Source organism: Streptomyces sp. NPDC031479, assembly GCF_055581065.1.
In genome coordinates, this window is sequence record NZ_JBVIKC010000014.1 from 74865 (window position 1) to 99492 (window position 24628).

A 24628-nucleotide genomic window follows, 5' to 3' on the forward strand; every position below is an offset into this window, starting at 1 on the left:
GCGGCCCCCCGCAGCCCTCCGCACAGACTTCCAGCCCCAGGACTGAGATCCCATGTTCCGTACCGCCCTGCGCAACGTCCTCGCGCACAAGGCCCGGCTGCTGATGACGGTGCTCGCCGTCACCCTCGGCGTCGCGTTCGTCTCCGGCACCCTCGTGTTCACCGACACGCTCAGCAAGGCCATGTCCAACCAGTCCGCGAAGTCCTACGAGGGCGTCGCGGTCTCCGTCACCGACTACGGCCGCGGCCGCGGTGAGGACGGCCAGAAGCAGGGCGACCCCGGCATCGGCCAGCAGACCCTCGACAAGATCAAGGCCGTCAACGGCGTCGACTCGGTCTCCGGCCGCGTCCAGGGCTTCGCCGGCGTCGGCGACCAGAACGGCAAGCTGATCGGCAGCGGCTGGGCCAACGCCGGTGCCAACTTCGCCCCCGTCAAGGACGGCAAGGACCCGCGCTACGCCTTCACCGAGGGCACCGGTCCGGTCAAGGACGACCAGATCGCCCTCGACAAGGACAGCGCCGCCAAGGGCGAGTACCAGGTCGGCGACAAGGTCCGCGTCGCCACCAACGGCCCGGTCCGGGAGTTCACCCTCACCGGCGTCTTCACCACCGAGGACGGCGCCGTCAACGCGGGCGGCAGCCTCGTGCTCTTCGACACCAAGATCGCCCAGGAACTCTACCTCCAGCCCGGCTTCTACCGCGAGCTCTCCATCGCCGCGAAGCCCGGCACCACCGCCGACCAGCTGCTCGCCGACGTCAAGCCGCTGCTGTCCAAGAGCGCCGAGGCCAAGACCGGCGCCGCGCTGGCGGCCGAGCAGGCCAAGGACATCGAGACGGCCATGTCCGGCATGAGCACCGGCCTGCTGATCTTCGCCGGGGTCTCCCTCTTCGTCGGCATCTTCCTGATCTACAACACCTTCACCATGCTGGTCGCCCAGCGGACCAAGGAGCTGGCGCTGCTGCGCGCCGTCGGCGCCAACCGCGGCCAGGTCAAGCGCTCGGTCCTCGCCGAGGCCGCAGTGGTCGGCCTCGTCTCCTCGGTCATCGGCCTGGCCTGCGGCATCGGCCTCGCGGTCGCCATGCGCTCCGCGATGGAACTCTTCAACGCCAAGATCCCGGCCGGTTCGCTGATCATCGCTCCGATGACCGTCGTCGTCGCCCTGGTCATCGGTGTCCTCGTGACCATGCTGGCCGCCTGGCTGCCCGCCCGCCGGACCGCCAAGATCGCCCCGGTCGCCGCCATGGCCAGCGTCCACCTGCCCGCCACGATGAAGTCCCTGGTGCTGCGCAACATCATCGGCAGCGTCCTGGCCGTCATCGGCGTCGGCGTGGTCCTGCTCGGCGCCAGCCAGAAGAGCGAGGGCCGCACCACGATCGCCGGCGGCGCGTTCTTCCTGGTCATCGGCCTGTTCGTACTGCTGCCGATGCTGTCCCGCCCGGTCATCGCCGCAGTCCGCCCGCTGCTGGAGAAGGTGTTCGGCGTCTCCGGCAAGCTGGCCGCGCAGAACGCGGTGCGCAACCCGCGCCGCACCGCCGTCACCGCCGCCTCGCTGACCATCGGCCTCACCCTGGTCACCGCCATGTCGGTCATCGGCATCACCGTCGGCCAGGCCATCGACCGGCTCAGCACCCAGAACATCAAGGCCGACTACCGCGTCACGATGGCCGGCGAGGGCATGAACCTCGACAAGTCCGTGCTCCCCGCCCTGGAGAAGGGCAAGGGCGTCACCGCCGTCTCCCCGAAGACGATGGAGATGGTCAAGATCGGCGACGGCCACCGGACGGTGAGCGGCGTCAACCCGGCCGCCCTCGACGCGGTGCTGAACGTGAAGACCACCGCCGGTGACCTCGCCTCCCTGGGCCAGGGCAAGCTGATGGTCTCCGCCGAGGAGGCGGGCAAGAGGGGCCTGTCGGTCGGCTCCACCGTCGACGTCCAGTACGACGACGGCCAGAAGGGCCGGCTCCAGGTCGGAGCCCTGTACGACGGCAAGGACCAGCTGGAGGACTACGTCCTCGACAACAGGATCCTCGCCGCGCACAACGAGTCCCAGTACCTGCCCGAGGTGCTCGTCAAGGTCTCCGGCGGCACCTCCGACGGGGGCCAGCAGGCCGTCGTCGACGCCCTCGGCAAGAACCCGGCCATCAAGGTCTCCGACAAGGCCGCCATGCGCGACGAGATGGCCGGCATGATCAACACGTCCCTGAACATCATGTACGGCCTGCTCGGCATGGCGCTGATCATCGCGGTCCTCGGCGTGATCAACACCCTCGCGATGTCGGTCTACGAGCGCCAGCAGGAGATCGGCATGCTGCGGGCGATCGGCCTCGACCGCGGCCGGGTCAAGAACATGATCCGCCTGGAGGCCGTGGTCATCTCGCTCTTCGGCGCGGTCCTCGGCATCGGCGTCGGCGTCTTCCTCGCCTGGGCCGGCGGCCGGACCATCGCGGGCTCCGTCCCGGGCTACGAGCTGGTGATCCCCTTCGACCGGATCGGGATCTTCTTCCTCCTCGCCGGACTGGTCGGCGTCCTGGCCGCCATGTGGCCGGCCCGCAGCGCCGCCCGGCTGAACATGCTGACCGCCATCAAGACCGAGTAACCGGGCAGCGGACGCGGCGCACGCGCACGAAGGGCCCCGGGGCACTCCCCCGGGGCCCTTCGGCGTCCGGTCTCCCGGTCGCACCGCTACGCCGTCACGCGCCCCACGTACGCGTCCTCAGCGGCAACCCCGAGGCCGCCGCGCCCCCGGGCCGTACCGCCAGGATCTGGTTGACCCCGAGCCGGCCGTGCTCGAAGCCGAGCGCGGAGGCCGCCATGTAGAGACGCCAGACGCGTGCGCGGCCGGGCGAGGTGAGGCGTACGGCCTCCTCCCAGTGCTCCTCCAGCCGGGCCACCCAGGCCCGCAGGGTGAGCGCGTAGTGCTCGCGCAGCGCCTCCACGTCGCGGACCTCGAAGCCGGCCCGCTCCAGTTCGCCGACGGTCGTGCCGACGGGGGACAGCTCCCCGTCGGGGAAGACGTAGGCGTCGATGAACTCGTTGATCCGGTAGGCCTCTTCGTCGGCCTCCGGCGGACGCGCGATCTGGTGGTTCAGCAGCCGGCCGCCGGGGGCGAGCAGCGCGTGCAGGGTGCGGGCGTACTCGCGGTAGCGTTCGGCGCCGACGTGTTCGGCCATCCCGATGGAGGAAATGGCGTCGTACGGGCCGTCCTTGACGTCCCGGTAGTCCTGAACCCGGATCTCGATCCGGTCGGTCAGGCCCTCCTCGGCGATCCGCTTGCGGGCGTAGGCGGCCTGTTCGCGGGAGAGGGTGACCCCGGTGACCCGGACCCCGTACTCCCGGGCCGCGTGCAGGGCCATGGAGCCCCAGCCGCAGCCGACGTCGAGGAGCCGGTCGCCCTCCTTGAGGCCCAGCTTGCGGCAGACCAGGTCCAGCTTGTCGCGCTGGGCCTCCTCCAGGGTCCCGCCGGGGCTCCAGTAGGCGCACGAGTAGACCATCGAGGGCCCGAGGACGTGCTCGTAGAAGGCGTTGCCCACGTCGTAGTGGTGGCTGATGGCCTGGCGGTCGCGGCCCTTGGAGTGGATCTGCCCGCCCCTGCGGGCCGCCTCCTCCGCGGGCGGCGCGGGCGCCGCCCAGGGCCGGGCCAGGGCCACGAGCTCCCGTACGGCGGCCCGGCTCGCCGGATCGCGGAGTAACGCGGCCGTCCCGGCGGCGCCGGAGGCGAGCGCGGGCAGGTGGGGGCGCAGAGCGGTGAGCTTGCCCAGGCCCGTGCGGGGCGCGGGCGTGGCGGGTGCCTCGGCGGGCTCCCGCTCCCAGAGCAGTCCGGCCACCCGGTCCAGGACCTCGAACAGGTCGCCGTCGACCGTCAGGTCCCCGGCGACCCAGGCGCGGGCCAGCCCGAGTTCCCCGGGCATCCACAGGACGCGGCGCAGTGCGCGCCGGTTTTCGATCACCAGGGTGGGGCCGGTGGCGGGACCGGCTTCGCTGCCGTCCCAGGCTCGTATGCGTACGGGCAGGGGGGCGCCCAGCAGGGTTTCGGCAAGAGCGGCCAGCCGCGGCGCGGCGTCGGTCATCGTAGGCACCTCCATAAGTTCCGACCGAACGGCCTACCCGTTTCGGGCACGCGTCAATCAGAACCGGCACCGGGTACGCCGAAGGGGCCGCCCGCACCACGGATGGCGGGCGGCCCCTTCGGGGACGTACGGGTACTGCTCGGGTTCCTGCCGGCGGGTGCCGGGGTCAGGAAGCCTTGGCCTTCTGGGCCGGAGCCGAGGCGGCGGCCGGGGCCGGAGCCGGCTTGGCGGCCTCGTAGAACTCCTCGCGCGGGGTCTCCAGCGCTCCGAGGGAGACGACCTCGCGCTTGAGGAACATGCCGAGGGTCCAGTCGGCGAAGACGCGGATCTTGCGGTTCCAGGTCGGCATGGCCAGACCGTGGTAGCCACGGTGCATGTACCAGGCGAGCCGGCCCTTGAGCTTGATCTTCATCTTGCCCATGACGATCATCGCGACGCCCTTGTGGAGGCCGAGGCCCGCCACCGCACCCTTGTTGGAGTGCGCGTACTCCTTCTGCGGGAAGCCCCGCATGCCGGAGATCACGTTGTCGCCGAGGACCTTGGCCTGGCGCAGCGCGTGCTGGGCGTTCGGCGGGCACCAGGCGTTCTCGACGCCGGCCTTGCGGGCGGCCATGTCGGGAACCTGGGCGTTGTCGCCGGCGGTCCAGATGTAGTCCGTGCCCTTGACCTGGAGGGTCGGCTCGGCGTCCACGTGGCCGCGGGGGCCGAGCGGCAGGCCGTAGCGGGCCAGGACCGGGTTGGGCTTGACGCCCGCGGTCCACACCAGGGTGTTGGAGTCGACCTCAAGGCCGTTCTTCAGCACCACGTGGCCGTCCACGCAGGAGTCCATGGAGGTGTTGAGGTAGATCTCGATGCCGCGCGACTCGAGGTGCTCCTTGCCCCAGGTGCCGAGCTTGGGCCCGACCTCGGGAAGGATCTTGTCGGCCGCGTCGACCAGGATGAAGCGCATGTCCTCGCGCTTGATCGTGGAGTAGTACTTCGCGGCGTCGCGGGCCATGTCCTCGACCTCGCCGATCGTCTCGGCGCCGGCGAAGCCGCCGCCGACGAAGACGAAGGTGAGCGCCTTGCGGCGGACGTTCTCGTCCGTCGTGGACTCGGCCTTGTCGAGCTGCTCGAGGACGTGGTTGCGCAGGCCGATGCCCTCTTCGACGCCCTTCATGCCGATGCCCTGTTCGGCGAGGCCGGGGATCGGGAAGGTGCGGGAGACGGCGCCGAGCGCGATCACCAGGTAGTCGAAGGGCAGCTCGTACGCCTCGCCGACCAGCGGCGTGACGACGGCGACCTTGCGGTCCTGGTCGATGGTGGTGACCCGGCCGGTGAGAACCTCAGCCTTGGGCAGCACGCGTCGCAGCGGGACGACGACGTGCCGAGGCGAGATGCTGCCTGCGGCCACTTCGGGGAGGAAGGGCTGGTAGGTCATGTACGACCGCGGGTCGACGACCGTGACGGTCGCCTCGCCGTAGCGCATCTTCTTCATGATGCGCTTGGCTGCGTACAGGCCTACGTACCCACCTCCTACAACGAGGATCCTGGGACGCTCCGTGGTGCTCATGGAACGAGTATCCAGCACCCCAAGGGGTGACGCTCGTGAGCCCCTTCACAAGGTGCCACAGACCCTCTGCTACACTGCGCGGCCCACGTGACCCAGATCATGGCGCACAACGGGAACCGGAGTGGATCGGAAATCGTTGTTCACCCGTCCTGAACTGGCCTCCAGGGCCTGAACCGGACTGGACCACCGCTCTTCGTCCATACCTCTGATACGAAACCCGCAGCCCTACTTCTTCGCACAAACACACGGAGAAACGGCCTCGCGACCCCCGAGAACCCCTCGAAGGACCCTCCCCGCGGCCCAACAGGCCCTTTTTCCTTGTGAAGAACTTCACGAAGTTCGTGCGGAGGAGGGGACTTTCGGCCTCCGCGAGCCCTCCGCCCGGCCTCCGCTCGGCCTCCGCTCGGCCCTCACTCGCCCCGACCACGACCACCCCATCGGGCGGAACACGATGTTCAGCCCCGGGACGCGCGAAGGCCGCCCACGGGACTCCGGGCGGCCGGTGCGAGCCGTACGGCCCACGACGGGCAACCGGGCCGAGCAGGGCGCCCCGACGATCATCACCCGCAACGGTGCCCCGGTGGCCGCCCTCGTACCGATCGCCGATTTCAACGCGCTGGAAGAAGCGGCTGACGAACTGCTCGCGCGGGAGGCAGAAGCCGTGCTCGCCGAGGGCGGACCGACCGTGACCATGGCCGAGCTCCTCGCCGACCTGTTCAGCGAACGGGGTGACGGCGCGGCGTGAAGTACGCGTTCCGGTTCACGACCGCCGCGCAAAGGCAGCTCCGGGCGATCGACAAGCCGGCCGCCATGCGGATCCTCGCCGCCCTGACCGCGCTGGGGGACGACCCCTTCCGCGAGGACGCCGACATCAAGGAACTCACCGGACCCTCCGGCCTCTACAGGCTCCGGGTCGGCAGCTACCGGATCGCCTACCAGGTGCTCGACGGCGAGCTCGTCGTCCTCGTCGTCAAGGTCGGCGACCGTCGCGACGCCTACCGCACCATCTGAACGCAGGATACGGCGGCGGCGCTCCGGTGGACTCACCGGAGCGCCGCCGTTCAGCCGTGCAGCAGGTCAAGACCGCTGCTTGGCGGCCTCGGCCTCTTCTGCTGCCTTGATCGCGATGCCGTCGAGGATGTCGTGCTCCGAGACCACGACCTCGGCGGCTCCCGTCCGCTCCATGATCGCGAGCAGGACCAGGGCGCCGGCGCCGATCACGTCGACCCGGCCCGGGTGCATCACCGGGATCGCGGCGCGTTCGGCGTGCGTCGAGGCGAGCATGCGCTCGCTGATCTCGCGGACCCGCTCGTAGGGGATCCGGGAGTGGTGGATCGCCGAAGAGTCGTACTCCGCCAGGCCCAGGGCGATCGCGGCGACCGTGGTCACCGAGCCCGCCAGGCCCACCAGGGTGCGGGCCCCGTCCAGCGGGACCGTCTGCCCGGCCAGGTCCAGGGCCGCCTCGATGTCGGCGCGCATGGCGGCGACCTGCGCGGCGGTCGGCGGGTCGGTGACCTGCCCGTCCACGACCAGGTGGCGCTCGGTCATCCGGACGCAGCCCACGTCCACCGAGCGGGCCGCCCGTACGTGCTCCTCGCCGACCACGAACTCCGTCGAGCCGCCGCCGATGTCCACGACCAGGAAGGGCCGCTCCAGGTGGGTGTGGCCGGTGAGTTCGCGGGTGGCGCCGGTGAAGGAGAACTCGGCCTCCTGGTCCCCGGAGATCACCTCGGGCTCCACGCCCAGGATGTCCAGGACGCCCCGGACGAAGTCGTCGCGGTTCTCGGCGTCCCGCGAGGCCGAGGTGGCCACGAAACGGACCCGCTCGGCACCCAGCTCCTTGATCACCGCGGCGTACTCGCGGCAGGCCGCGAAGGTGCGCTCCAGCGCCTCCGGGGCCAGTCGGCCGGTCCGGTCCACGCCCTGGCCGAGCCGGACGACCGTCATCCGGCGGTCCAGCTCGACCAGGTCACCGGTGGCCGGGTCGCAGTCCGCGACGAGGAGGCGGATGGAGTTCGTACCGCAGTCGACGGCCGCGACCCGGGTCACGCGCCGGCCTCCGCCGTCTTCTCCCCGCACGGGGTGACGCAGGCGCCCTTGGCCCACCACTCGGGCAGCATCGCCAGGGCCTCGTCGCCGAAGGGGTTCACGCCGGGGCCCGCGGCCAGCGAGTGGCCGACGAGCACGTGCAGGCACTTCACCCGGTCCGGCATGCCGCCGGCGCTGGGGAAGCCCTGGAGCACCTCGATGGCGTCGCGCCGCCGGATGTAGTCCTCGTGCGCGGCCCGGTAGGCGGCGGCGAGTTCCGGGTCCTCGGCGAGCCGGGCCTGCATCTCCTTCATCACGCCGTTGGCCTCCAGCGTGCCGATCGCGGAGGCCGCGCGCGGGCAGGTGAGGTAGTAGAGCGTGGGGAAGGGGGTGCCGTCGGGGAGGCGCGGGGCGGTCTCCACGACGTCCGGCTGGCCGCAGGGGCAGCGGTGCGCGATCGCGCGCAGCCCGCGCGGGGGGCGGCCGAGCTGCTGCTGGAACGCGTCGATGTCCGCGTCGGTCGGCTCGGTCCGGTCGGTCTGGGGCGGGGGCGTCTGCATGCCTGGAGGAAGTCTCTTCGTTCTCGTGGGTGGGTGCGGGGACGGGTCGGGCGGCCTCAGTCGCCGGGGCGGTCGGCCTTGTCGACTCCGTCCCAGACGTTGGAGTACCAGGGGCGGTCGGATCCCGACTCCCCGCCGCGATGGTGTTCCGCGGCTCCGGAGCCGGGGTCGGTCATGATGTAGCCGACCTCCCCCGGACGCAGGAAGTGCAGGTGCCTGCGCGCCTGCTGCTCCGCGTAGGCCGGGTCCTGCCAGCGGGCCTTCTCGTCCCGGAGCTGGTCGAGGCGCTTGCGCGCGTCGTCGGCGGCCCGCTGCTGGTCCGCGATCTCCGAGCGCTGGGAGACGTACTGGCGCATCGGATAGGCGAGGGCGACGACCAGGGTACAGAGGACGAGCACCAGCAGGGCCGCCCGGCCGGTGAGCCGGCTGCGCCGGATGTGCCGGCGGGACTGCGAGCGGTAGACGTGGGCCGCGGTGCGCTCGCCGAGCTGCTTGAGCCTGGTCGCCGTCGAGAAGGTGGAGAACCGATCCCGGTTCCCGGCCATGGTCCCGCCTCCCCTGGTGCGTACTACGCAAATACGTCCCCGCACACGGTACGGGACCGAGTGCGGGGACGTACGGAGGCCAGCGCCGAGAGGCGGTGATTAGCCCTTGAAGCGCGGGAACGCCGAGCGGCCCGCGTACACCGCGGCGTCGTCGAGGATCTCCTCGATGCGCAGCAGCTGGTTGTACTTGGCGACGCGGTCCGAGCGGGCCGGGGCGCCGGTCTTGATCTGACCGCAGTTCACGGCGACGGCGAGGTCGGCGATGGTGACGTCCTCGGTCTCGCCGGAGCGGTGCGACATCATGCACTTGAAGCCGTTGCGCTGGGCCATCTCGACGGCGTCGAGGGTCTCGGTCAGCGAACCGATCTGGTTCACCTTCACGAGCAGGGCGTTCGCGGAGCCCTCCTCGATGCCGCGGGCCAGGCGCTCCGGGTTGGTGACGAAGAGGTCGTCGCCGACGATCTGGACCTTGGCGCCCAGGCGGTCGGTGATGGTCTTCCAGCCGGCCCAGTCGTCCTCGAACAGCGGGTCCTCGATGGAGACCAGCGGGTACGCCTCGACGAGCTCGGCGTAGTAGTCGGTCATCTCGGCGGCCGAGCGGGACTGGCCCTCGAACTCGTACTTGCCGTCCTTGTAGAACTCGGACGCGGCGACGTCGAGCGCGAGCGCGATGTCCTTGCCCGGGGTGTAGCCGGCCTGCTTGATGGCCTCGATGATGAGGTCGAGCGCGGCGCGGTTGGACTCCAGGTTCGGGGCGAAGCCGCCCTCGTCACCGAGACCGGTGGAGAGGCCCTTGGTGTGCAGGACCTTCTTGAGGGTGTGGTAGACCTCGGCACCCCAGCGCAGCGCCTCGGAGAAGGACTCCGCGCCGATCGGGGCGATCATGAACTCCTGGATGTCGACGTTGGAGTCGGCGTGCGACCCACCGTTGAGGATGTTCATCATCGGAACGGGCAGCAGGTGCGCGTTCGGGCCGCCGAGGTAGCGGAAGAGCGGCAGGTCCGAGGCCTCGGACGCGGCGTGCGCGACGGCGAGGGACACGCCGAGGATGGCGTTGGCGCCGAGGGAGCCCTTGTTGTCGGTGGCGTCCAGGTCGAACATGGCCTGGTCGATCAGGCGCTGCTCGGTGGCGTCGTAGCCGACGAGCTCCGGGCCGATCTGCTCGATGACGGCGAGGACGGCCTTCTCGACACCCTTGCCCATGTAACGGTTGGGGTCACCGTCACGGAGCTCGATGGCCTCGAACGCTCCGGTGGAGGCGCCGGACGGAACGGCAGCACGGCCGGTGCTGCCGTCGTCGAGGCCCACCTCGACCTCGACCGTGGGGTTGCCTCGGGAGTCCAGGATTTCCCGGGCTACGACGACGTCGATGGACGGCACGAGCATCTCCTTCTGGGATGTGACGCTGGGTGTGCGGTGGCGGGTGGCCGTGGGACGGCCTTGCCGACTAGAGCCTAACCGGCTCCGGGCACTGGGCCTGTCGCCGCCCGGGTCCTGGGACGAAAAAGGGCCCGAATACCCCTCTTCCCTGACATAAGACCCTCGCCTGTCCGCCCTCGGCGGCAGCCGCCGCAGGTCGGCGGCGGCGCACAACACACCGCCGCCCGGCGCGTGGGAGACGCGCCGGGCGGCGGGAAGCACTACGGGCCGGGCCCGGTGATGCGGTGTTACGCGGGAGTTCAGCTGAGCTTCAGCTTCTGCCCCGGGAAGATCATGTCGGCGTCGTCGACGATGTCCTTGTTGAGCTCGAAGAGCTTCTCCCAGCCGCCCTTGACGCCGTTGGCCTGGGCGATGGTCCCGAGGGTGTCGCCCTCCTTGACCTCGTACGAGCCGTTGCCGGTCTTCACCGTGCCGGTCGACGGGGTGCCGGCCTTCGGGGTGGACGGCTTGGCCGGGGCCGGCTTGGCCGGGGTCCAGCTGCCGGAGCCGGAGCCGGAGGCCTTGGTCTCGGTGTCGGCCTTCGGGGTGGAGGGCTTCGCCGGGGCGGGCTTGGCCGGGGCCGGCTTGGTGTCGGGCTTCGGCTTCGACGGGGTGGTGGTCGAACCGCCGCCGTTGTACGCGGAGTTGGACAGGCCGACGCCGCAGGACGGCCAGGCGCCCTTGCCCTGGCCCTTGAGGACCTTCTCGGCGATGGCTATCTGCTGGCTCTTGGAGGCCTGGTTGGCCTGCGAGGCGTACGCCTTGCCGCCGTACGCGGCCCAGGTGGAGGACGAGAACTGCAGGCCGCCGTAGTAGCCGTTGCCCGTGTTGATGGACCAGTTGCCGCCGGACTCGCAGGAGGCGACCTTGTCCCACTCGCTGACGGTGGCGGCGCTCGCGGAGCCCGCGGCCATCAGGGGGGCGGCGACCGCGACACCGGCGACACCGGCGAGCGTGACGATGCGGACGGCCTTGGAGCCGCGACGGTGCTTGCCCTTGCCGGAAAGCAGCATGGAGTTCTCCTCACCGACGCCTTCGAGGTGAGCTGTCGGGTTCGGGCGGATGAGTTGCCCGGTCACGTGTCGAGCACGTGGCTTAACCCCTAGCCGGTCGCGACCGTCTCTCAACGGCCTTTCCCGGCGCCTACCTTGGTTCCCCCGCTCCTGCCTTCGGCGCTTGACGCGACGACTGTTCCCTCCGTCCGCCGGCAGGATTCGGCGATGCGGTCGAAGGAGCCCGCGGTGGCGAGCGATTCAGAAGGTAGGCAGGTCTCTCCCCGATGTTCAACGCGCGACATCAGGGAGAAACCGGCCTACTTGCATTCCTCAAATGGGCGTTTTCGCAGGTGAGGGCGGGGTTTGCGGAAGTTCCGGAACGAGACACGCCAGTTGACCGGAAGAGACGCATGTCTCATTTACCGATAACGGACATTCAGGTCTTTCCGGATGCCCGAACTGCCCTTATTTCTTGGTTAGATCCAGGTTCTGACCCGGCTTGATGAGGTCCGCGTCCCCGCCGATGACCTGCTCGTTGGCCTGGTAGAGGGCGGTCCAGCCGCCCTTGAGTCCCTTGGCTTTCGCGATGTCGGTCAGGCTGTCGCCCGCCTTCACCGTGTACGTGGGGTCGGGGGTGCCGGACGCCGTGCCGGGCGCGGTCGCCACCTCGACGGCCGCCGGGCCGCGGTGCTTGCCCGCGCCCTCGCCCTTCTCCGCGGCCGGAGAGGCGGGGTTGGCGCCGGGGGTCGTCGGGGCCGGGGAGGCCGTCGGGTCCACCGGGGCGGTCGGGCTGACCGGGGCCGTCGGGGAGACCGGGGCGGTCGGGTCCACCGGGGTGGTGGGGGTGACCGGGGGCGTGGTGGTCGGCGCGGTCGGGTCCGGGTCCGGCATGACGGGCAGTCCGGTGTTCGGGCCCAGCGGGTAGTCCGGCAGCCCGCTCGGGCTCGTGGACGGGGAGGCGCCCGGCCTACCCGGCTGCGGGGTCGGGGCCCCGAAGTCCGTGGCGCGCCCGCTCGAACTCTTGTCGGGGACGGCGTTGTCCGGCCGGGTCGGGGTCGGGGCGACCGGCCCGTGGCGGTCGCCGGGGTCCACCTGCGGCGCCGGCCCCTGCTGGGTCAGCCCGGCCGAGGCGGAGCACAGCGGCCACGCCTGGGGGCCCTGGGAGGCCAGCACGGTCTCGGCGACCGCGATCTGCTGGGAGCGGCTGGCGAGGTCGGGGCGTTCCGCGTAGGCGAGTCCGCCCGCGTTCTTCCACTGCTCCAGGCTGAACTGGAGGCCGCCGTAGGCCCCGCTGCCGGAGTTGGCGCTCCAGGTGCCGCCGCTTTCGCAGTCGGCGACCTTGTCCCACGTGGCGGTGTCGGCTGCGCTCGCGTTCGTGGCGGCGAGCAGCGGCAGGGCCAACGCGGAGCCGGTGACTCCGGCGGTGACGACCAGGGCTGGTACCTGGCGGGGGCGTCTGTGGCGGCCGTTCCCGGGAAGCATGTGGCTGCACCTTTCGCATAACGGCGGGGTAACGGCAGAACCTAGCCGCCTTCGAACGGATGTCACAAGTTCGGGCCGGGGCTGACTTCCGGTCAGCCGATCGGTTTCCGCCGCCGGGTTGCCGGACCCCGGTGTTTCAAGGTGTGAAGCGGACCGGGAGGGTGCGCAGGCCCCGCATGATGAGCCCGCCGCGCCAGCGCAGGTCCGTGGGGGGAACGGCAAGTTCCAGATCCGGCAGACGCGTCAGCAAAGTCGCGAGCGCCGTCTGGCCTTCGAGACGGGCGAGCGGGGCGCCGAGGCAGTAGTGGATCCCGTGGCCGTACCCGAGGTGCTGATTGTCACTCCGGGAGAGGTCGAGGGTGTCGGGGTCGGCGAACCGGGCGGGGTCGCGGTCGGCCGCCGCGAGGACCACCAGCACGGGGTCCCCGACGGCGACGTCCCGCCCGCCGAGGGTCAGCGGCTCGGTCGCGAATCGCCAGGTGGCCAGCTCCACCGGCCCGTCGTAGCGCAGCAGTTCCTCGATGCCGGTCTCCAGGAGGGCGCGCTCCCCGGCCGCGAGGGAGTCCTGGAGGCGCGCGCGCTGGTCCGGGTTCACGAAGAGGGCGTGCAGGCCGTTCCCGATCAGGTTGACCGTGGTTTCGAAGCCGGCGAACAGGAGGATGAAGGCCATCGCCGTGGCCTCCGCCTCCGTCAGGTGGTCCCCGTGGTCGCTCGCCCGGATCAGGTCCGAGATGAGGTCATTGCCCAGATCATCCCGCTTGCGGTGGATCAGTTCCCCGAGATAGGTGCGGATCTGCTTCACGGAGCGGGCCACCCCGCCGCGCGGTCCCCCGCCGTGCCGGATCATCATCCCGGCCCAGTCGCGGAAGTCGTCCTGGTCCTCGCGCGGTACGCCGAGCATCTCGCAGATGGCGTAGATGGGGAGCGGGAAGGCGAACTCATGGATGAGATCGGCCTCCCCCCGCTCCGCGTCGCCCGCCTTCTCGACGATCCTGTCGATCAGGTGGTCGGTGAGTTCCTGCACGCGCGGGGTGAACTCGGCGACCCTGCGCGGGGTGAACGCCTTCGACACCAGCCGCCGCAGCCGGGTGTGGTCCGGCGGGTCGATGTTCAGCAGGTGCGTCATCAGCTCCGCCTTGCGCTCCCCCGGGATCCCGGTCTTGCCCTTGGCGTGCGCGGGTTCCGCGTGGTGCGCCGGGTTCTTGCTCAGCCGCTGGTCGGCGAGGGCCTGGCGGGCGTCGGCGTAGCGGGTCACGAGCCAGGCCTCGACCCCGCTGGGGAGCTTCGTGCGGTGCACCGGGGAGTGCTCGCGCAGCCAGGCGTAGGCCGGGTAGGGGTCGGTCGCGAACTCCCAGTCGAAGAGGGTCGGCCCCTGGGAGGGGGAGCCGTCGGCCGCGGGAGTGGAGGTCTGCTCATGCACCTGACGACGTTATCCCGGCCGGAAGCCGCCATCCCATATAGGTGGTTCGTCGCGGCTGTCCGTAGATGGGCCATCGCTTGACCTCGGCTTCCACGACATTCCTACTTTCGGATTTGTGGACGTGAGGATCTTGAAAAGCAGTTTCGCGGTGGTGGAGAGACGGGCCGAGCACGCGGTCAAGTTCTTCTACTCCCACCTCTTCTGGCACCACCCCGGACTTCGCGCCCTCTTCCCGGCCTCCCCCGAGGACATGGAGCGCCAGCGCGACCGCCTCTTCGCCGCGCTCACCCACGTCGTCGCGCAGCTGGAGAGCGAGACCCTCCTCCCCTATCTACGCGACCTCGGACGCGACCACCGCAAGTTCCTCGTCGGCCCCGAGCACTACGCGGCCGTCGGCGCCAGCCTCCTCGCCGCCCTCGCCCAGACCTCCGGCGAGGCCTGGACCCCCGTCGTCGAGAAGGCCTGGACCGAGGCCTACCAGGTCATCGCCGACGCGATGACGGCCGGCGCCGCCGCGAGCGCGGAGCCCCCCTGGTGGGACGCCGAGGTGGTGCGCCACCTGCAGTACGGAGAGGACATCGGCGTGCTCACCCTGCTCCCGCACGTCCCGCTCCCCTACCGGCCGGGCCAGTACGTCAGCGTGAGCAGCGAACGCGTCCCGAGGACCTGGCGCACGTACTCCCTCGGCAACGCGCCCCGCCCCGACACCACCGTCGACCTGCACGTGAGCCGCATCGAGGGCGGCCGGCTCAGCACCGCGCTGGTCCGCGACGTGCGGCCCGGCGAGCTGCTGCGGCTCGGCGCCCCGGGCGGCGCCCTGGTGCTGCGCCGCGAGGACCGGCCCGTCACCCTCATCGCGGCCGGCACCGGGTGGGCGCCGGTCCGGGCCATGCTGGAGGACCTCGTGGCGCACCCTCCCGATCAGGACGTGCGCCTCTTCGTGGTCGCCCGGGACGGCGCCCACCTCTACGACCGCCCGCTCATCGACGGGTACGCCGCCTCCTGCCGGTGGCTCTCCGTCACCTACATCACCCCCGCCCCCGGGCGGCACCGCAACCAGGCCACCGGCCGGCTGGCCACCGCCCTCGGCAACCGGGCCCTGTGGCGGGAGCAGGACGTCCACCTCAGCGGCCCCGCGCAGTTCGTGGAGGAGACCGTGGGCCTCCTGGAGGAACTGGGCGCCCGCCCCGACCGGCTCTTCCACGACGCCGTCCCCGCCTCCGCCCCCGCGCGGACCCGGCCCCAGGGCTTCGGCGAGTGGTTCCTGGGCCGCCCCGACCCGCACTGGCACAACCCGGCGGGACGCACCCCGCGCGACAGCTACTGAACCGGGCGCCGCCGCCCGCCCACCGCCCGGCGCCCCTACCGCCTACGGACCCGGGCCGCCGGCTCAGCCGACGCCCTCGGCCACCCTGATCGCGTCCCGGTACGCGCGGGCGGCCGCGCGCAGCGCCGTCTCGGGGTCGGTGCCCGCCGCCTCGGCGCGCGCCGCCAGCGCGAGAAGTTCGTAGCCGACGCCCTCGCCGCGGGGCAGTTCCACGTCGATGCCGCCCGCCCGGACCCGGCCGGCGAGCTTGGCCGCGAGCGCGAGCCCCGGCTGGCCCAGCGGGATCCCGTCGGTGACCGACTCCCGCTGCTTCTCGACCGCCTTGGTGGCCTGCCAGTGCGCGTTGACGTCCTCCGGGGAGTCGGCCCGCGCGTCCCCGAAGACGTGCGGGTGGCGGCGTACCAGCTTGTCCACCAGGTCTCCCGCGACGTCGTCGATGGAGAAGGCCGCCTCCCGTCCTTCCCCTTCTTCTCCCTCTTCCCCTACCGGTTCCTCCGCCCGGCCGGCCTCCTCGGCGATGCGGGCGTGGAAGAACACCTGGAGCAGCACGTCGCCGAGCTCCTCGCGCAGCGCCGCGCGGTCGCCGTCCTCGATCGCCTCGACCAGCTCGTACGCCTCCTCGATGGCGTACTTCACCAGCCCCTCGTGGGTCTGCCGGGAGGTCCACGGGCATTCGCGCCGGACCCGGTCCATGACCTGGACCAGGTCGAGCAGGCGCGCTCCGGGCAGGTCGTAGGAGCCCGGCAGCAGTTCCAGGTCGGGCATGCTGACACGGCCGGACCCGGCGAGACGGGCCAGTCCGTCCGTGAGCCGCTGATCGCCCTCGCCGCCCGGGATCACCACGACCGTACGGCCGCCCGCGCACGCGTCGACGAGCCCGTGCGCGTCGGGCACCTCCCGCGCCACCTCCACCCCCGCCTCGCGCAGGTACGGCAGCTGCGGGTGGGCCGGATCGGCGCACAGCACCAGGTCCGCGGCGCGCAGGGTCCGCCAGGCCGGCCAGGAGAGCAGGCCGGGGGCGACCCGGTGGCTGGCGGTCAGCAGGACGATCCGGCCGGGGCCGGCACCGGCTTCGGCGCCGGCTTCGGCGGGGGCACCGGCGCGGGCATCGGCGGAGGCGGCGGGGGCGGGTTCGGCGGTGTGGTCGGTCACCCTCCGAACCTACCTCCGCCCGCGCGCGTCAGGCTCCGGCGGGTCCCGCCTGCTCCGGACGGGTCCGCTGGGTGATCCACGGGGTCTGCTGGTCACCGAGGATGATCTGCTGCGCGTCCCAGCGGCCGTAGCGCGGGTTGACCTCGATGTGCAGGGCCTTCGCCGCCTGCCCGAGCTTGGCCAGGGCCTTGTCCTGGCTGCCGTAGTGCTCGAAGAGCTTGTCGCGCAGCAGCTTGAAGCGGGTGTCCGCCTCCAGCTGGTCCGGCGCCAGCTGCGCCTGCTGCAGCGCGGCCGCCGCGAGCTCCTTCTCCCCGCCCGCCTGCTGCAGCTGCGCCTTGCGGACCTCTTCGATCTCCCGGGTGTTCACGCTCAGGCCCGCGTCGTCGGCGGCCCGCTCCAGGACGGCGGTCTGGATCATCTTGTTGAGTTTGAGGCGCTCCAGTCCGGCGGTCGCCTCGATGAGCTGCGCACCCTGCCCGGAACGGTTCTGCGCCGTGCGGACGTGGTTGACCTGGGCCTGGAGCGCGGAGGTGGTGATGCGTTCCCCGCCGACGACGGCCGCCGTGCCGGGGCGCGTCCCGCCCGAACAGGCGGCCAGCAGGGGGGCCGCCGCGAGGAGGGCGGCGGAGACGGAGAGCGCTGTGCGACGGTGCAAAGGAGCCTCCAGGGCCGGGAGATTGTGCGTCGGTGCACAAGGGCCGTGCGGTGATCGATGGTATGCAGTCAGGGTGGTACGGGCCACCGCTTCGACCAACGATTCGGGGGGTGTTGGGGTGCGAGTTCACCCCCCGGCCACCGCCCTGCCCACCGTTCCTGGGATGGTCGCTCCACCATGTCGACACAGCAGCTCGCCCCGCGCCGCGTCCCCGGCCGTCCCGTCCCCGCTCCCCCGCGCCGCTCCGCGCGGCGGGCCGGCCTGGTGGGGGCGGCGTTCGCGGCGCTGGTCACCGTCGTGGCCGTGTGCGGCGGGGACGCCACCGCGCGCGTCTTCCCGTACGGGCCCCGCCACCGCAGCGTCAACGACCTCGGCAACCAGTTCGTGCCGTTCCACGCGCACCTGTGGGACCTGCTGCACGGGCGGGCGCAGGGCGGTCTCCTCTTCAACTGGCAGTCCGGGTACGGGACCAGCTTCCTGCCCGATCTGGGGACCTATCTGACGAGCCCCTTCGCCGTGCTGGTGGCGCTCTTCCCGCGCCAGGACATCGACCTCGCGGTGTACGTGGTCACCGTGCTGAAGACGGCCGCCGCGGCGGCGGCGATGGCCTGGCTGCTGCGCACCCAGCGGCCGGGTCCGTGGTGGGCCGCGGGACTGCTGGGGGCCTCGTACGCGCTGTGCGGCTGGTCGGTGATCGAGGCCTCCTACAACCCGATGTGGCTGGACGGGCTCATCTCCTTCCCCCTGCTGTGCCTCACCGGCGAGTGGGCGCTGCGCGGGCGGCGGCCCGTGCTCGGGGTGCTGGTGGTGGCGGTGGGCTGGACCGCGAACTTCTACACCGCGTACATGGCCACCCTGGGCGCGGCCCTGGTGCTGGTGGTGCGGGTGGTGCTGACCCGGGAGGGCGTACGGGAGCGGGCCCGGGTGGTCGGGCGGGCGGCGGGGACCGTGCTGCTGGGGATCGGGCTGGCCGCGCCGGTGCTGGTGCCGCTGTTCCTGAGCTCGAAGCAGGCCTATCCGGGGTGGTCCCGCACGTTCGGTCCGGTGCCGTGGTCCGACCTGTTCGCGCGGCTGATGCCGGCGACGTACTCCTTCAACTCCCCCGCGGTGTTCGTGGGCACCGGGACCCTGCTGCTGGTCGCGGCGCTCCCCTTCCACCGGGCCCTGCCCGCCCGGACCCGGTGGTGGTGGGCCGGGCTGGTGACGGCGGTGCTGCTGTCGCTGCAGTGGGAGCCGACCCACCTGGCCTGGCACCTGTTCGCCACCCCGAACGGGAGCGCGTACCGGCAGACCTTCGTGCTGGCCGGGATCGTGGTGATCGCCGCCTGGACGGGGCTGGCGGCCGGACCGCCCTCGGGACGGGCGCTGGCGTCGGGGGCCGCGGTGCTGGCGGCGGCCGGGCTGTGGGCGAGCGGCAGCGCCCTGACCACCACCTGGGGGTACGCCCTGTCCGTCGGCGGGCTGGCACTGACGGCCGGGGCCTGGTGGGCGCTGCGCCGGCCGCGGCTGCTGCTGCCCGCCGCCGGTCTGCTGGCGGCGGTGCTGGTGGCGCAGGCCGCGGCGACGACGGCGTACGGCCACAAGGGCAAACTGGCCGGGCTGGACGACTACCCGTCCTGGAACGCGGCGCACACCCGGCGCGCCGAGGCCCTCGCGGGCGCCGAGGGCTGGCCCGCGTACCGGACCGACGCGGGCCGGCCGGCGCTGTCCGGCAACGACCCGATGCTGCTGGGCGGCGAGGGCGGCTCGTACTACAGCAGCCACACCCCGGACGTGTTCACCCGCACGATGCAGGCGCTGGGCGCGGGCTGGACCTCGCGGGGCCGCAACGTGCAGAGCCTCGACAACCCGGTGACGGACGCGGTGTTCGCGGTCGGCGCGCGCCTGAAGCCCGACGGCACGATCGCCCGCGCCGAGGTCCCGCCGCTGGTCACCGTCCACCCGGCGGGCCCCGAACCGGCTTACGGGGAATCCCCCTTCGCCAACCAGGAGCTGCTGCTGGGCGCGGAGGTCTACGAGGACCCGGTCGCGCCCGGGGTCTGCCGGGCGGGGACGGAGGCCTACCTGTGGGCCCCGGAGTACAACGCCACGGCCCGCCTCGCCGGTGGCCGCCCGTTCCGGCTGAACGGCAGCGCCCCCCGCAACCGGGCGGCGCTCCAGCCCCTCGGGCTCTCGCGCGGGCCCGCCTCCAGGCTGGTCTTCGACCGGCCCGCCCCGGCGCGGTGGGCGCTGTCCTGCCTGGACCGGCCCCGCCTGTCGGCGGCGGTGGCGGCCCTGCGCGCCACGGCCGCCACCTCGGTCAAGGTCACCGACTCGGGCCTGCGCGCCACCCTGCCGCCGGGCAGCCGGGGCACGGCCGTGGTCGCGGTCCCGGCGATCGCGGGCTGGACCTGCGACGGCCGCCCGGCCCGGTCCCGGCTCGGCCTGCTGGCCGTCCCCCTGGACGGCCGCACCACCGCCTTGACCTGCACCTTCCGCCCCCCGGGCCTCGTCCCGGGCACGGCGGCGGCCGGCCTGTCGGCGCTGGTGGTGCTCGGCCTGGCGCTCAGGCGCCGGCGGCGGGCGCGCTGACGCGGGGGTCACCGGCGCCGGGGCTCCCTGTCCCGGACCGGGGGCCCGGCCCCGGCCGGGAGGTCAGCGCACCTGGCCCAGCCACTGCAGGGTGCGGCGGACGTCCACCGCGAGGGGGTGGCCCGGCCCGTGGACGCGGTCCGTGTCGTACAGGAGGCGGACCAGGGTGTCGTGGGCAGCGGGGCGGTCGCCCAGCGACAGCAGCAGGTGCGCTATCCGGCGGCGGACCTCCAGCGGGAGGCCCGGGTCCGGGTTGGCGTAGTGGTTCTCGAACAGGGGCAGCAGCGACCGGTACTCGGCCAGGGCCGCCGCCGGCTCGCCGAGCTGCTCCAGGCACTGCGCGGCGTCGTAGCGCAGGCGCAGCGCCTGCGGGTCCCCGGCCGGGAACTCGTCCGCGAGGCGCCGCAGTTCGGGCAGGGCGCGGCGGAACTGGCCGTCGTCCATCAGGGTGGCGGCGTACTGCTTGCGCAGCGAGCGGACCACCGGGGAGTGCTCGCCGTGCTCGGCGGCCGCCGCCGGGAGGATCCCGCCGAGGATGTCCACGGCCCGGGTGAGCTGCCCCTGGTCGAGCAGCTTGCGGGCCTCGTCCACCGCGCCGGGGATGTCCGGCCGGGGCGGCGCGGGCGGGTCGGCCGGCCGGGGCGGGACGACGGCGGCCCGGTCCGGCCAGGGCGCCTGGGGGCGCAGGAAGGGGCGGGTGGGGTCGAGGGGGCCCGCCGGGGAGCGGCTGCCGCGGGCCGGGAGCAGGGGTTCGAGGGCCTCGTAGACCTCCTGCGCGGAACCGGGCCGGTCCTGCGGGTCCTTGGCGAGCAGGCGCAGCATCAGCGCCTCCAGCTCCGGCGGGATCTCGGGGCGCAGCGGACGCACCGGGGCCGGGGGCTCGTAGAGGTGGCGGTGCAGGACGCCGAGGGCGGTCGATCCGGCGAAGGGGACGTTGCCGGAGAGGAGTTCGTAGAGCAGCACGCCGAGGGCGTAGAGGTCGGTGTAGGGGCCGACCGCGCCGCCCATCGCCTGTTCGGGCGCCATGTAGGCGGGACTGCCGATCGGGGAACCGGTGCTGGTGAGGCGGGTGGTGTCGGTGTCCATCACGGAGGCGACGCCGAGGTCCAGGACGAGCACGGTCCCGTCGGGCCGGATCATCACGTTGCGGGGCTTGAGGTCGCGGTGGACGATCGGCACCGCGTGCACGGCGGAGAGCACGGCGCACAGCTGCGCGACCACCGCGACCGCCCAGGACCACGGGTACGGGTCGTGCCCGGCGAGGTGGTCGGCGAGGTCGGAGCCCTCGACGTAGCCCATGACGAGGTAGAGCTCGTCGCCGTCGTTGCCGGCGTCGTGGACGGTGACCAGCCCGGGGTGGTCGACCTGGGCGGTGACGCGGCATTCGCGCACGAAGCGGCGGCGCAGCTCCTCGGCGACGGTGCCGGGGCCGGCCACCCGGTCGGGGCGCAGCAGTTTGACGGCGACGCGCCGGTCCAGGCGGCGGTCGTAGGCCGTCCACACCTGGCCCATGCCGCCCTGTCCGAGGATGGTGGCGAGCTGGTAGCGCTCGCCGATCAGGCGTTCGCTCTCGGTCACCGGTTCGGGTCCTGGAACGCCGTGCTGTTCGGGTCCTGGTAGGGGCCGCCGGGCTGCGGGGGCTGCGGGGGCTGCGGCGGGCGGGCCGGGCCCTGACCGGGGCCCTGACCCTGACCCTGACCGGGGCCCTGGCGGCGCAGGAGCTCGCTGAGTTCGTCGAGTTCGGCGCGCACCTGCCCGAGGCGCGGCGGCGGCGTCTGCGGGGGAACCTGCGGGGGCGCCGGCGCGGGGGCCGGGTTCCGCACGGGCGGATAGCCGTAGGAGGGGGTGGTCTGCTGCCCGCCGTACGGGGCCTGCGGGCCCGCCGGGTACCAGGGCGCGGCCCCGACGGCCGGGGCGGGGCGCTTGTTCTCGTGGTGGCGGATGTCCGCGACGAGGTGGTACACGCAGATCGCGAAACCCGTGAAGATCGAGCCACCGGCGCCGAGGTTGCCCTGCCAGCCGTTGACCTCGGCCGTGGGGTCCATCTCGATGAGGGTGAGCCAGACGATCGACAGCACCCCGCTGATGACCAGCAGCGCCCAGTCCCGCCCCTTGCGGGTGAGGATCGCGAGCCGCAGCACCGACCCCCAGGCGAAGAACCCGCAGCTGAGCAGCGGCAGCGCCGTGAACAGCACGCGCAGCGTCATCTCGCTCCCGGAGAGGGAACGGTGGCCGTGGGGGCCGTGCTGCGGCGGGAGGCCGGGGCCGTGCATCGCTGCTCCTGACGAGGCGTACGGAAGGGTGCTGGTCTGAGCGTATACAGCCTTTCCGGCCGTCCGTGAGGGGAAGGCCCCAACCGTTGCAGGGTCGCAGCCCGGTCGGTCCGGGCCGCCCGTCCGCCGGACCGGCCGCGGCGCGCCCCCTGGACGACCCGCGCCCCGACCGCCCGACCCGCCCGCCTTCCCCCTCCCTCCCCTCCAGTCCCCCTCCGGGTGGCCGTGGTTACCCTCTGGGTTCCTGACCGATCCCAGGGGGGACCCGTCTTGCGCACCACACCGCCCGTACCCGTGTCCATGGCCGCACTCGCCTGCGCGGCCCTGCTGACCGCCGGCGCCACCGCCTGCGGGCCGAAGTCCGCCGACGCGGCGGCGCGGCGGACGCCGTCGGCCTCGGCCTCGGCTCCGGCGCCCGACCCGCTCGCGGACAAGGACCCGGCCGCCGTCCTGCGCTCCGCCTACGAGCAGACGGATCTGGCCGACTCCAAGCGGGCGACCGTCCAGCGCACCATCGGCGACCGCCAGATCAGGGCGGACCTGTCCTTCGAGGGCGACAGCACGTGCTGGGGCCAGGTCACGGTCTTCCGGGCCGGGGTGGGGGAGGTCCTGATGGAGGACGGCAGGTTCTCCTTCAGGGGCGATGCCGGATTCCTCCAGAACCATTTCGGGGACGGGCCCGTCAAGACCCCCGACGACCAGGACGGCTGGTTCGACGTCAGGCCGGGCGACCCGTCGGTCGCCCACCTCCTCGCCCTCTGCGCGGAGGGCCGCCCCTCCCGTGCCTTCCCGGCCGAGCGGACCGGCGTCCACCGGGAGCCGGACACCTACAAGAACGGCACGCCGGTGGCGGTGTTCACCTCGAAGGGGCCCGGCGGCGTCGAGCTCATCGACCACGTGCTGCTGGACGGCGAGCCGTACCTCGTCAGGCACTGGCAGCGGGGCGGCCCGGACGCCGGCAGCGCCGAATACGCGGAGCTGCGCCGGCCCGGCGCCCCCGCCGGCGGCGCGTCCCGGGCCGGGGCCGCCCGCCCCGTGTCTCAGGCACCCTCTACGCTCGACGGCTGAGCCTGTTCGACTTTCCACGGGGGGATCCGAAATGCGCAGCCGTACGAAGACCAGCGCGGCGGCCCTCGCCGCCACGGCCCTGATCGGCACCGGCCTGACGGCCTGCGGGGGCGGTCCGGGCACGGCCGCGTCCGTGGGGCGCGAGGCCCGTGCGGCCAAGGCCCCTTCGCCCTCGGCCCCGGGCGGGGCCCCGGCGCCCGCCCGCAGCGGCGGCCCGCTCGCCGAACGGTCCGGGCAGGAGATCCTGACGGAGGCCTACGAGGCCACCCGCAAGGCGGAGTCGGCGCACGTCACCGCGAAGGTCGACTACCAGGGCAAGCCCATGCAGATCGACCTGTCCCTCGACAAGAAGGGCAACTGCAACGGCGCCGTCCGCCTGGAGGGCATGGGCCGCCTCGACATCATCAAGTCCACCGAGCTGGTGCACTTCCGGGGCGACGCCGCCTACTGGCGGGGCGCGGCCCGGCAGCGGAACACCCCGCAGAAGCAGACGGACCAGATGGTGGCCGCGCTCGCCGACCGGTGGGTGAAGGTCCCCGTCTCCGATCCGCGGGCCGCGTCGATGACGGGCAGTTGCGACCTCGACAAGCTGACGGGCGACTTCGGCAAGGGCAGCCCGCTCGCCCGCAAGGGACAGCCCACCACCGTCGACGGCAAGCCGGCGCTGGCGGTCACCTCCCCGTCCCGGCAGGGCACGCAGACCGACTACGTCGCCACGGAGGGCAAGCCGTACGTGCTGAAGTCGGCGGTCAGCGGGGACACCCCAGGCGAGGCGCTGTTCTCGGCCTTCGACGTCCCGGTCGACACGGCCTCCCCGCAGGACTCCGACGTCCTGGACATGTCGAAGATCGGCGGCCCGGCGGGCGAGGCCGTCTGACGACCGTCCGCCCCGTCCGCCCCGTCCGCTCTGCCCGCCCTGTCAGCCCCGCCCGCCCCGCCCGCCCCGTCAGGCGGAGGCCCGCCGCACGTGCAGGTGGCCGCTGAGGGGGAACTCGGGCGGCGCGGCGGGCAGGGTCGTCTCGAAGGCGTACCCGCTCTTGGCCGCGACGCGGCAGGAGGCCTCGTTGTCCTCCTGGTGCAGGAGGTCGAGGCGTTCCAGACCGGCCCCGGCGAAGGTGGCGAACGCCCAGGCGGTGAGGGCCTCCAGGGCGCGCGGGGCGACGCCGCGGCCCCGCGCGGGCGCCGCCGTCCAGTAGCCCACCTCGGCGGACGGACCGTCCGCCGAGCCCGCCCGCTTGAGGACGCTGCCCGCCACCAGCAGTCCCGAGTCCTCCTCCACCACGGCGAAGCCGAACCGCCGGCCCTCGGCCCAGTCCCGCCGGCCGTCCTCCACGAACATCAGCCCGTCGCGCTCGCTGTCGACGGGGTACCGGGTCCAGCGGCGCAGCACCGGGTCCCGGTACACGCCCCTCAGCGCGGGCACGTCCGCCTCCTCCCAGGGACGCAGCAGCAGGGCCGGACGGTCCTGCTGCGCCGGGCAGCGCAGGGCGACGGAAGGGATCATCATCCGATGA

At 72.8% G+C, this 24628-nt stretch carries 21 protein-coding genes and 1 riboswitch; of the genes, 7 read left to right on the plus strand and 14 right to left on the minus strand.

Features of this window, described 5'->3' with window-relative positions; translation table 11 throughout:
* Positions 1-52 precede the first annotated feature (52 nt).
* The gene (locus tag ACZ5D2_RS17870) at positions 53-2596 is read left to right on the plus strand and encodes an ABC transporter permease (RefSeq protein WP_468930251.1); all 2544 of its coding nucleotides are present in this window, start codon (positions 53-55) and stop codon (positions 2594-2596) included.
* Positions 2597-2690: 94 nt separating this feature from the next.
* On the opposite strand, the gene ACZ5D2_RS17875 is transcribed toward ACZ5D2_RS17870, so the two are convergent.
* Together ACZ5D2_RS17875 and ACZ5D2_RS17880 are read right to left on the minus strand one after the other, a co-directional pair.
* Entirely contained in the window at positions 2691-4067 is a 1377-nt protein-coding gene (locus ACZ5D2_RS17875; protein ID WP_468930255.1) for a class I SAM-dependent methyltransferase, read from the minus strand.
* Between the two features lie 166 nt (positions 4068-4233).
* Positions 4234-5619 (minus strand): NAD(P)/FAD-dependent oxidoreductase, encoded by a 1386-nt coding sequence (locus tag ACZ5D2_RS17880; protein WP_371678231.1) that lies wholly within the window; start codon positions 5617-5619, stop codon positions 4234-4236.
* A gap of 502 nt (positions 5620-6121) precedes the next feature.
* Here ACZ5D2_RS17880 and ACZ5D2_RS17885 point away from each other — a divergent pair.
* Entirely contained in the window at positions 6122-6364 is a 243-nt protein-coding gene (locus ACZ5D2_RS17885; protein WP_468930259.1) for a type II toxin-antitoxin system Phd/YefM family antitoxin, read from the plus strand.
* Complete coding sequence (locus ACZ5D2_RS17890) at positions 6361-6630, plus strand: type II toxin-antitoxin system RelE family toxin (RefSeq protein ID WP_371678230.1); 270 nt, start codon at positions 6361-6363, stop codon at positions 6628-6630. The genes ACZ5D2_RS17885 and ACZ5D2_RS17890 overlap by 4 nt, the downstream gene beginning before the upstream one ends.
* Before the next feature lie 66 nt (positions 6631-6696).
* Here ACZ5D2_RS17890 and ACZ5D2_RS17895 read toward each other — a convergent pair whose 3' ends face one another.
* The 7 genes from ACZ5D2_RS17895 to ACZ5D2_RS17925 form a co-directional block, all read right to left on the minus strand.
* Positions 6697-7668, minus strand: a complete 972-nt coding sequence (locus ACZ5D2_RS17895) for a Ppx/GppA phosphatase family protein (RefSeq protein ID WP_468930264.1) — start codon at positions 7666-7668, stop codon at positions 6697-6699.
* On the minus strand, positions 7665-8207 hold the full coding sequence (locus ACZ5D2_RS17900; RefSeq protein WP_371678227.1) for a DUF501 domain-containing protein: 543 nt from the start codon (positions 8205-8207) through the stop codon (positions 7665-7667). Before ACZ5D2_RS17900 ends, ACZ5D2_RS17895 begins: the two co-directional genes overlap by 4 nt.
* A gap of 56 nt (positions 8208-8263) precedes the next feature.
* Positions 8264-8752 (minus strand): FtsB family cell division protein, encoded by a 489-nt coding sequence (locus tag ACZ5D2_RS17905; protein ID WP_371678226.1) that lies wholly within the window; start codon positions 8750-8752, stop codon positions 8264-8266.
* A gap of 99 nt (positions 8753-8851) precedes the next feature.
* Complete coding sequence (eno, locus tag ACZ5D2_RS17910; protein WP_030028493.1) at positions 8852-10138, minus strand: phosphopyruvate hydratase; 1287 nt, start codon at positions 10136-10138, stop codon at positions 8852-8854.
* Positions 10139-10431: 293 nt separating this feature from the next.
* Entirely contained in the window at positions 10432-11184 is a 753-nt protein-coding gene (locus ACZ5D2_RS17915) for a transglycosylase family protein (protein ID WP_468930270.1), read from the minus strand.
* 2 nt (positions 11185-11186) lie between these two features.
* Positions 11187-11356: riboswitch (cyclic di-AMP (ydaO/yuaA leader) on the minus strand.
* A 275-nt stretch (positions 11357-11631) separates the two neighbouring features.
* Positions 11632-12648, minus strand: a complete 1017-nt coding sequence (locus tag ACZ5D2_RS17920) for a transglycosylase family protein (RefSeq protein WP_371678224.1) — start codon at positions 12646-12648, stop codon at positions 11632-11634.
* Positions 12649-12784: 136 nt separating this feature from the next.
* The gene (locus ACZ5D2_RS17925; protein WP_468930274.1) at positions 12785-14068 is read right to left on the minus strand and encodes a cytochrome P450 family protein; all 1284 of its coding nucleotides are present in this window, start codon (positions 14066-14068) and stop codon (positions 12785-12787) included.
* Positions 14069-14189: 121 nt separating this feature from the next.
* On the opposite strand from ACZ5D2_RS17925, the gene ACZ5D2_RS17930 reads away from it, so the two are divergent.
* Entirely contained in the window at positions 14190-15395 is a 1206-nt protein-coding gene (locus ACZ5D2_RS17930) for a globin domain-containing protein (RefSeq protein WP_371678222.1), read from the plus strand.
* A gap of 63 nt (positions 15396-15458) precedes the next feature.
* Here ACZ5D2_RS17930 and ACZ5D2_RS17935 read toward each other — a convergent pair whose 3' ends face one another.
* Positions 15459-16445 (minus strand): nucleoside triphosphate pyrophosphohydrolase, encoded by a 987-nt coding sequence (locus ACZ5D2_RS17935; protein ID WP_468930437.1) that lies wholly within the window; start codon positions 16443-16445, stop codon positions 15459-15461.
* Between the two features lie 130 nt (positions 16446-16575).
* On the minus strand, positions 16576-17202 hold the full coding sequence (locus tag ACZ5D2_RS17940) for a SurA N-terminal domain-containing protein (protein WP_371678221.1): 627 nt from the start codon (positions 17200-17202) through the stop codon (positions 16576-16578).
* 177 nt (positions 17203-17379) lie between these two features.
* On the opposite strand from ACZ5D2_RS17940, the gene ACZ5D2_RS17945 reads away from it, so the two are divergent.
* Complete coding sequence (locus ACZ5D2_RS17945) at positions 17380-19773, plus strand: YfhO family protein (protein WP_468930277.1); 2394 nt, start codon at positions 17380-17382, stop codon at positions 19771-19773.
* A 63-nt stretch (positions 19774-19836) separates the two neighbouring features.
* Here the strand turns inward: ACZ5D2_RS17945 and ACZ5D2_RS17950 are convergent, their stop codons facing one another.
* Both ACZ5D2_RS17950 and ACZ5D2_RS17955 read right to left on the minus strand, forming a co-directional pair.
* Positions 19837-21351 (minus strand): protein kinase domain-containing protein, encoded by a 1515-nt coding sequence (locus ACZ5D2_RS17950; protein ID WP_371678219.1) that lies wholly within the window; start codon positions 21349-21351, stop codon positions 19837-19839.
* Positions 21348-22046 carry a hypothetical protein gene (locus ACZ5D2_RS17955; protein ID WP_468930280.1) on the minus strand — a complete coding sequence of 233 codons (699 nt, stop codon included), beginning with the start codon at positions 22044-22046 and terminating at the stop codon, positions 21348-21350. The genes ACZ5D2_RS17950 and ACZ5D2_RS17955 overlap by 4 nt, the downstream gene beginning before the upstream one ends.
* Before the next feature lie 270 nt (positions 22047-22316).
* On the opposite strand from ACZ5D2_RS17955, the gene ACZ5D2_RS17960 reads away from it, so the two are divergent.
* On the plus strand, positions 22317-23114 hold the full coding sequence (locus ACZ5D2_RS17960; protein ID WP_468930283.1) for a hypothetical protein: 798 nt from the start codon (positions 22317-22319) through the stop codon (positions 23112-23114).
* Between the two features lie 31 nt (positions 23115-23145).
* The gene (locus tag ACZ5D2_RS17965; RefSeq protein WP_371678216.1) at positions 23146-23991 is read left to right on the plus strand and encodes a hypothetical protein; all 846 of its coding nucleotides are present in this window, start codon (positions 23146-23148) and stop codon (positions 23989-23991) included.
* 69 nt (positions 23992-24060) lie between these two features.
* Here ACZ5D2_RS17965 and ACZ5D2_RS17970 read toward each other — a convergent pair whose 3' ends face one another.
* Positions 24061-24618 carry a GNAT family N-acetyltransferase gene (locus ACZ5D2_RS17970; RefSeq protein ID WP_371678215.1) on the minus strand — a complete coding sequence of 186 codons (558 nt, stop codon included), beginning with the start codon at positions 24616-24618 and terminating at the stop codon, positions 24061-24063.
* Positions 24619-24628 lie beyond the last annotated feature (10 nt).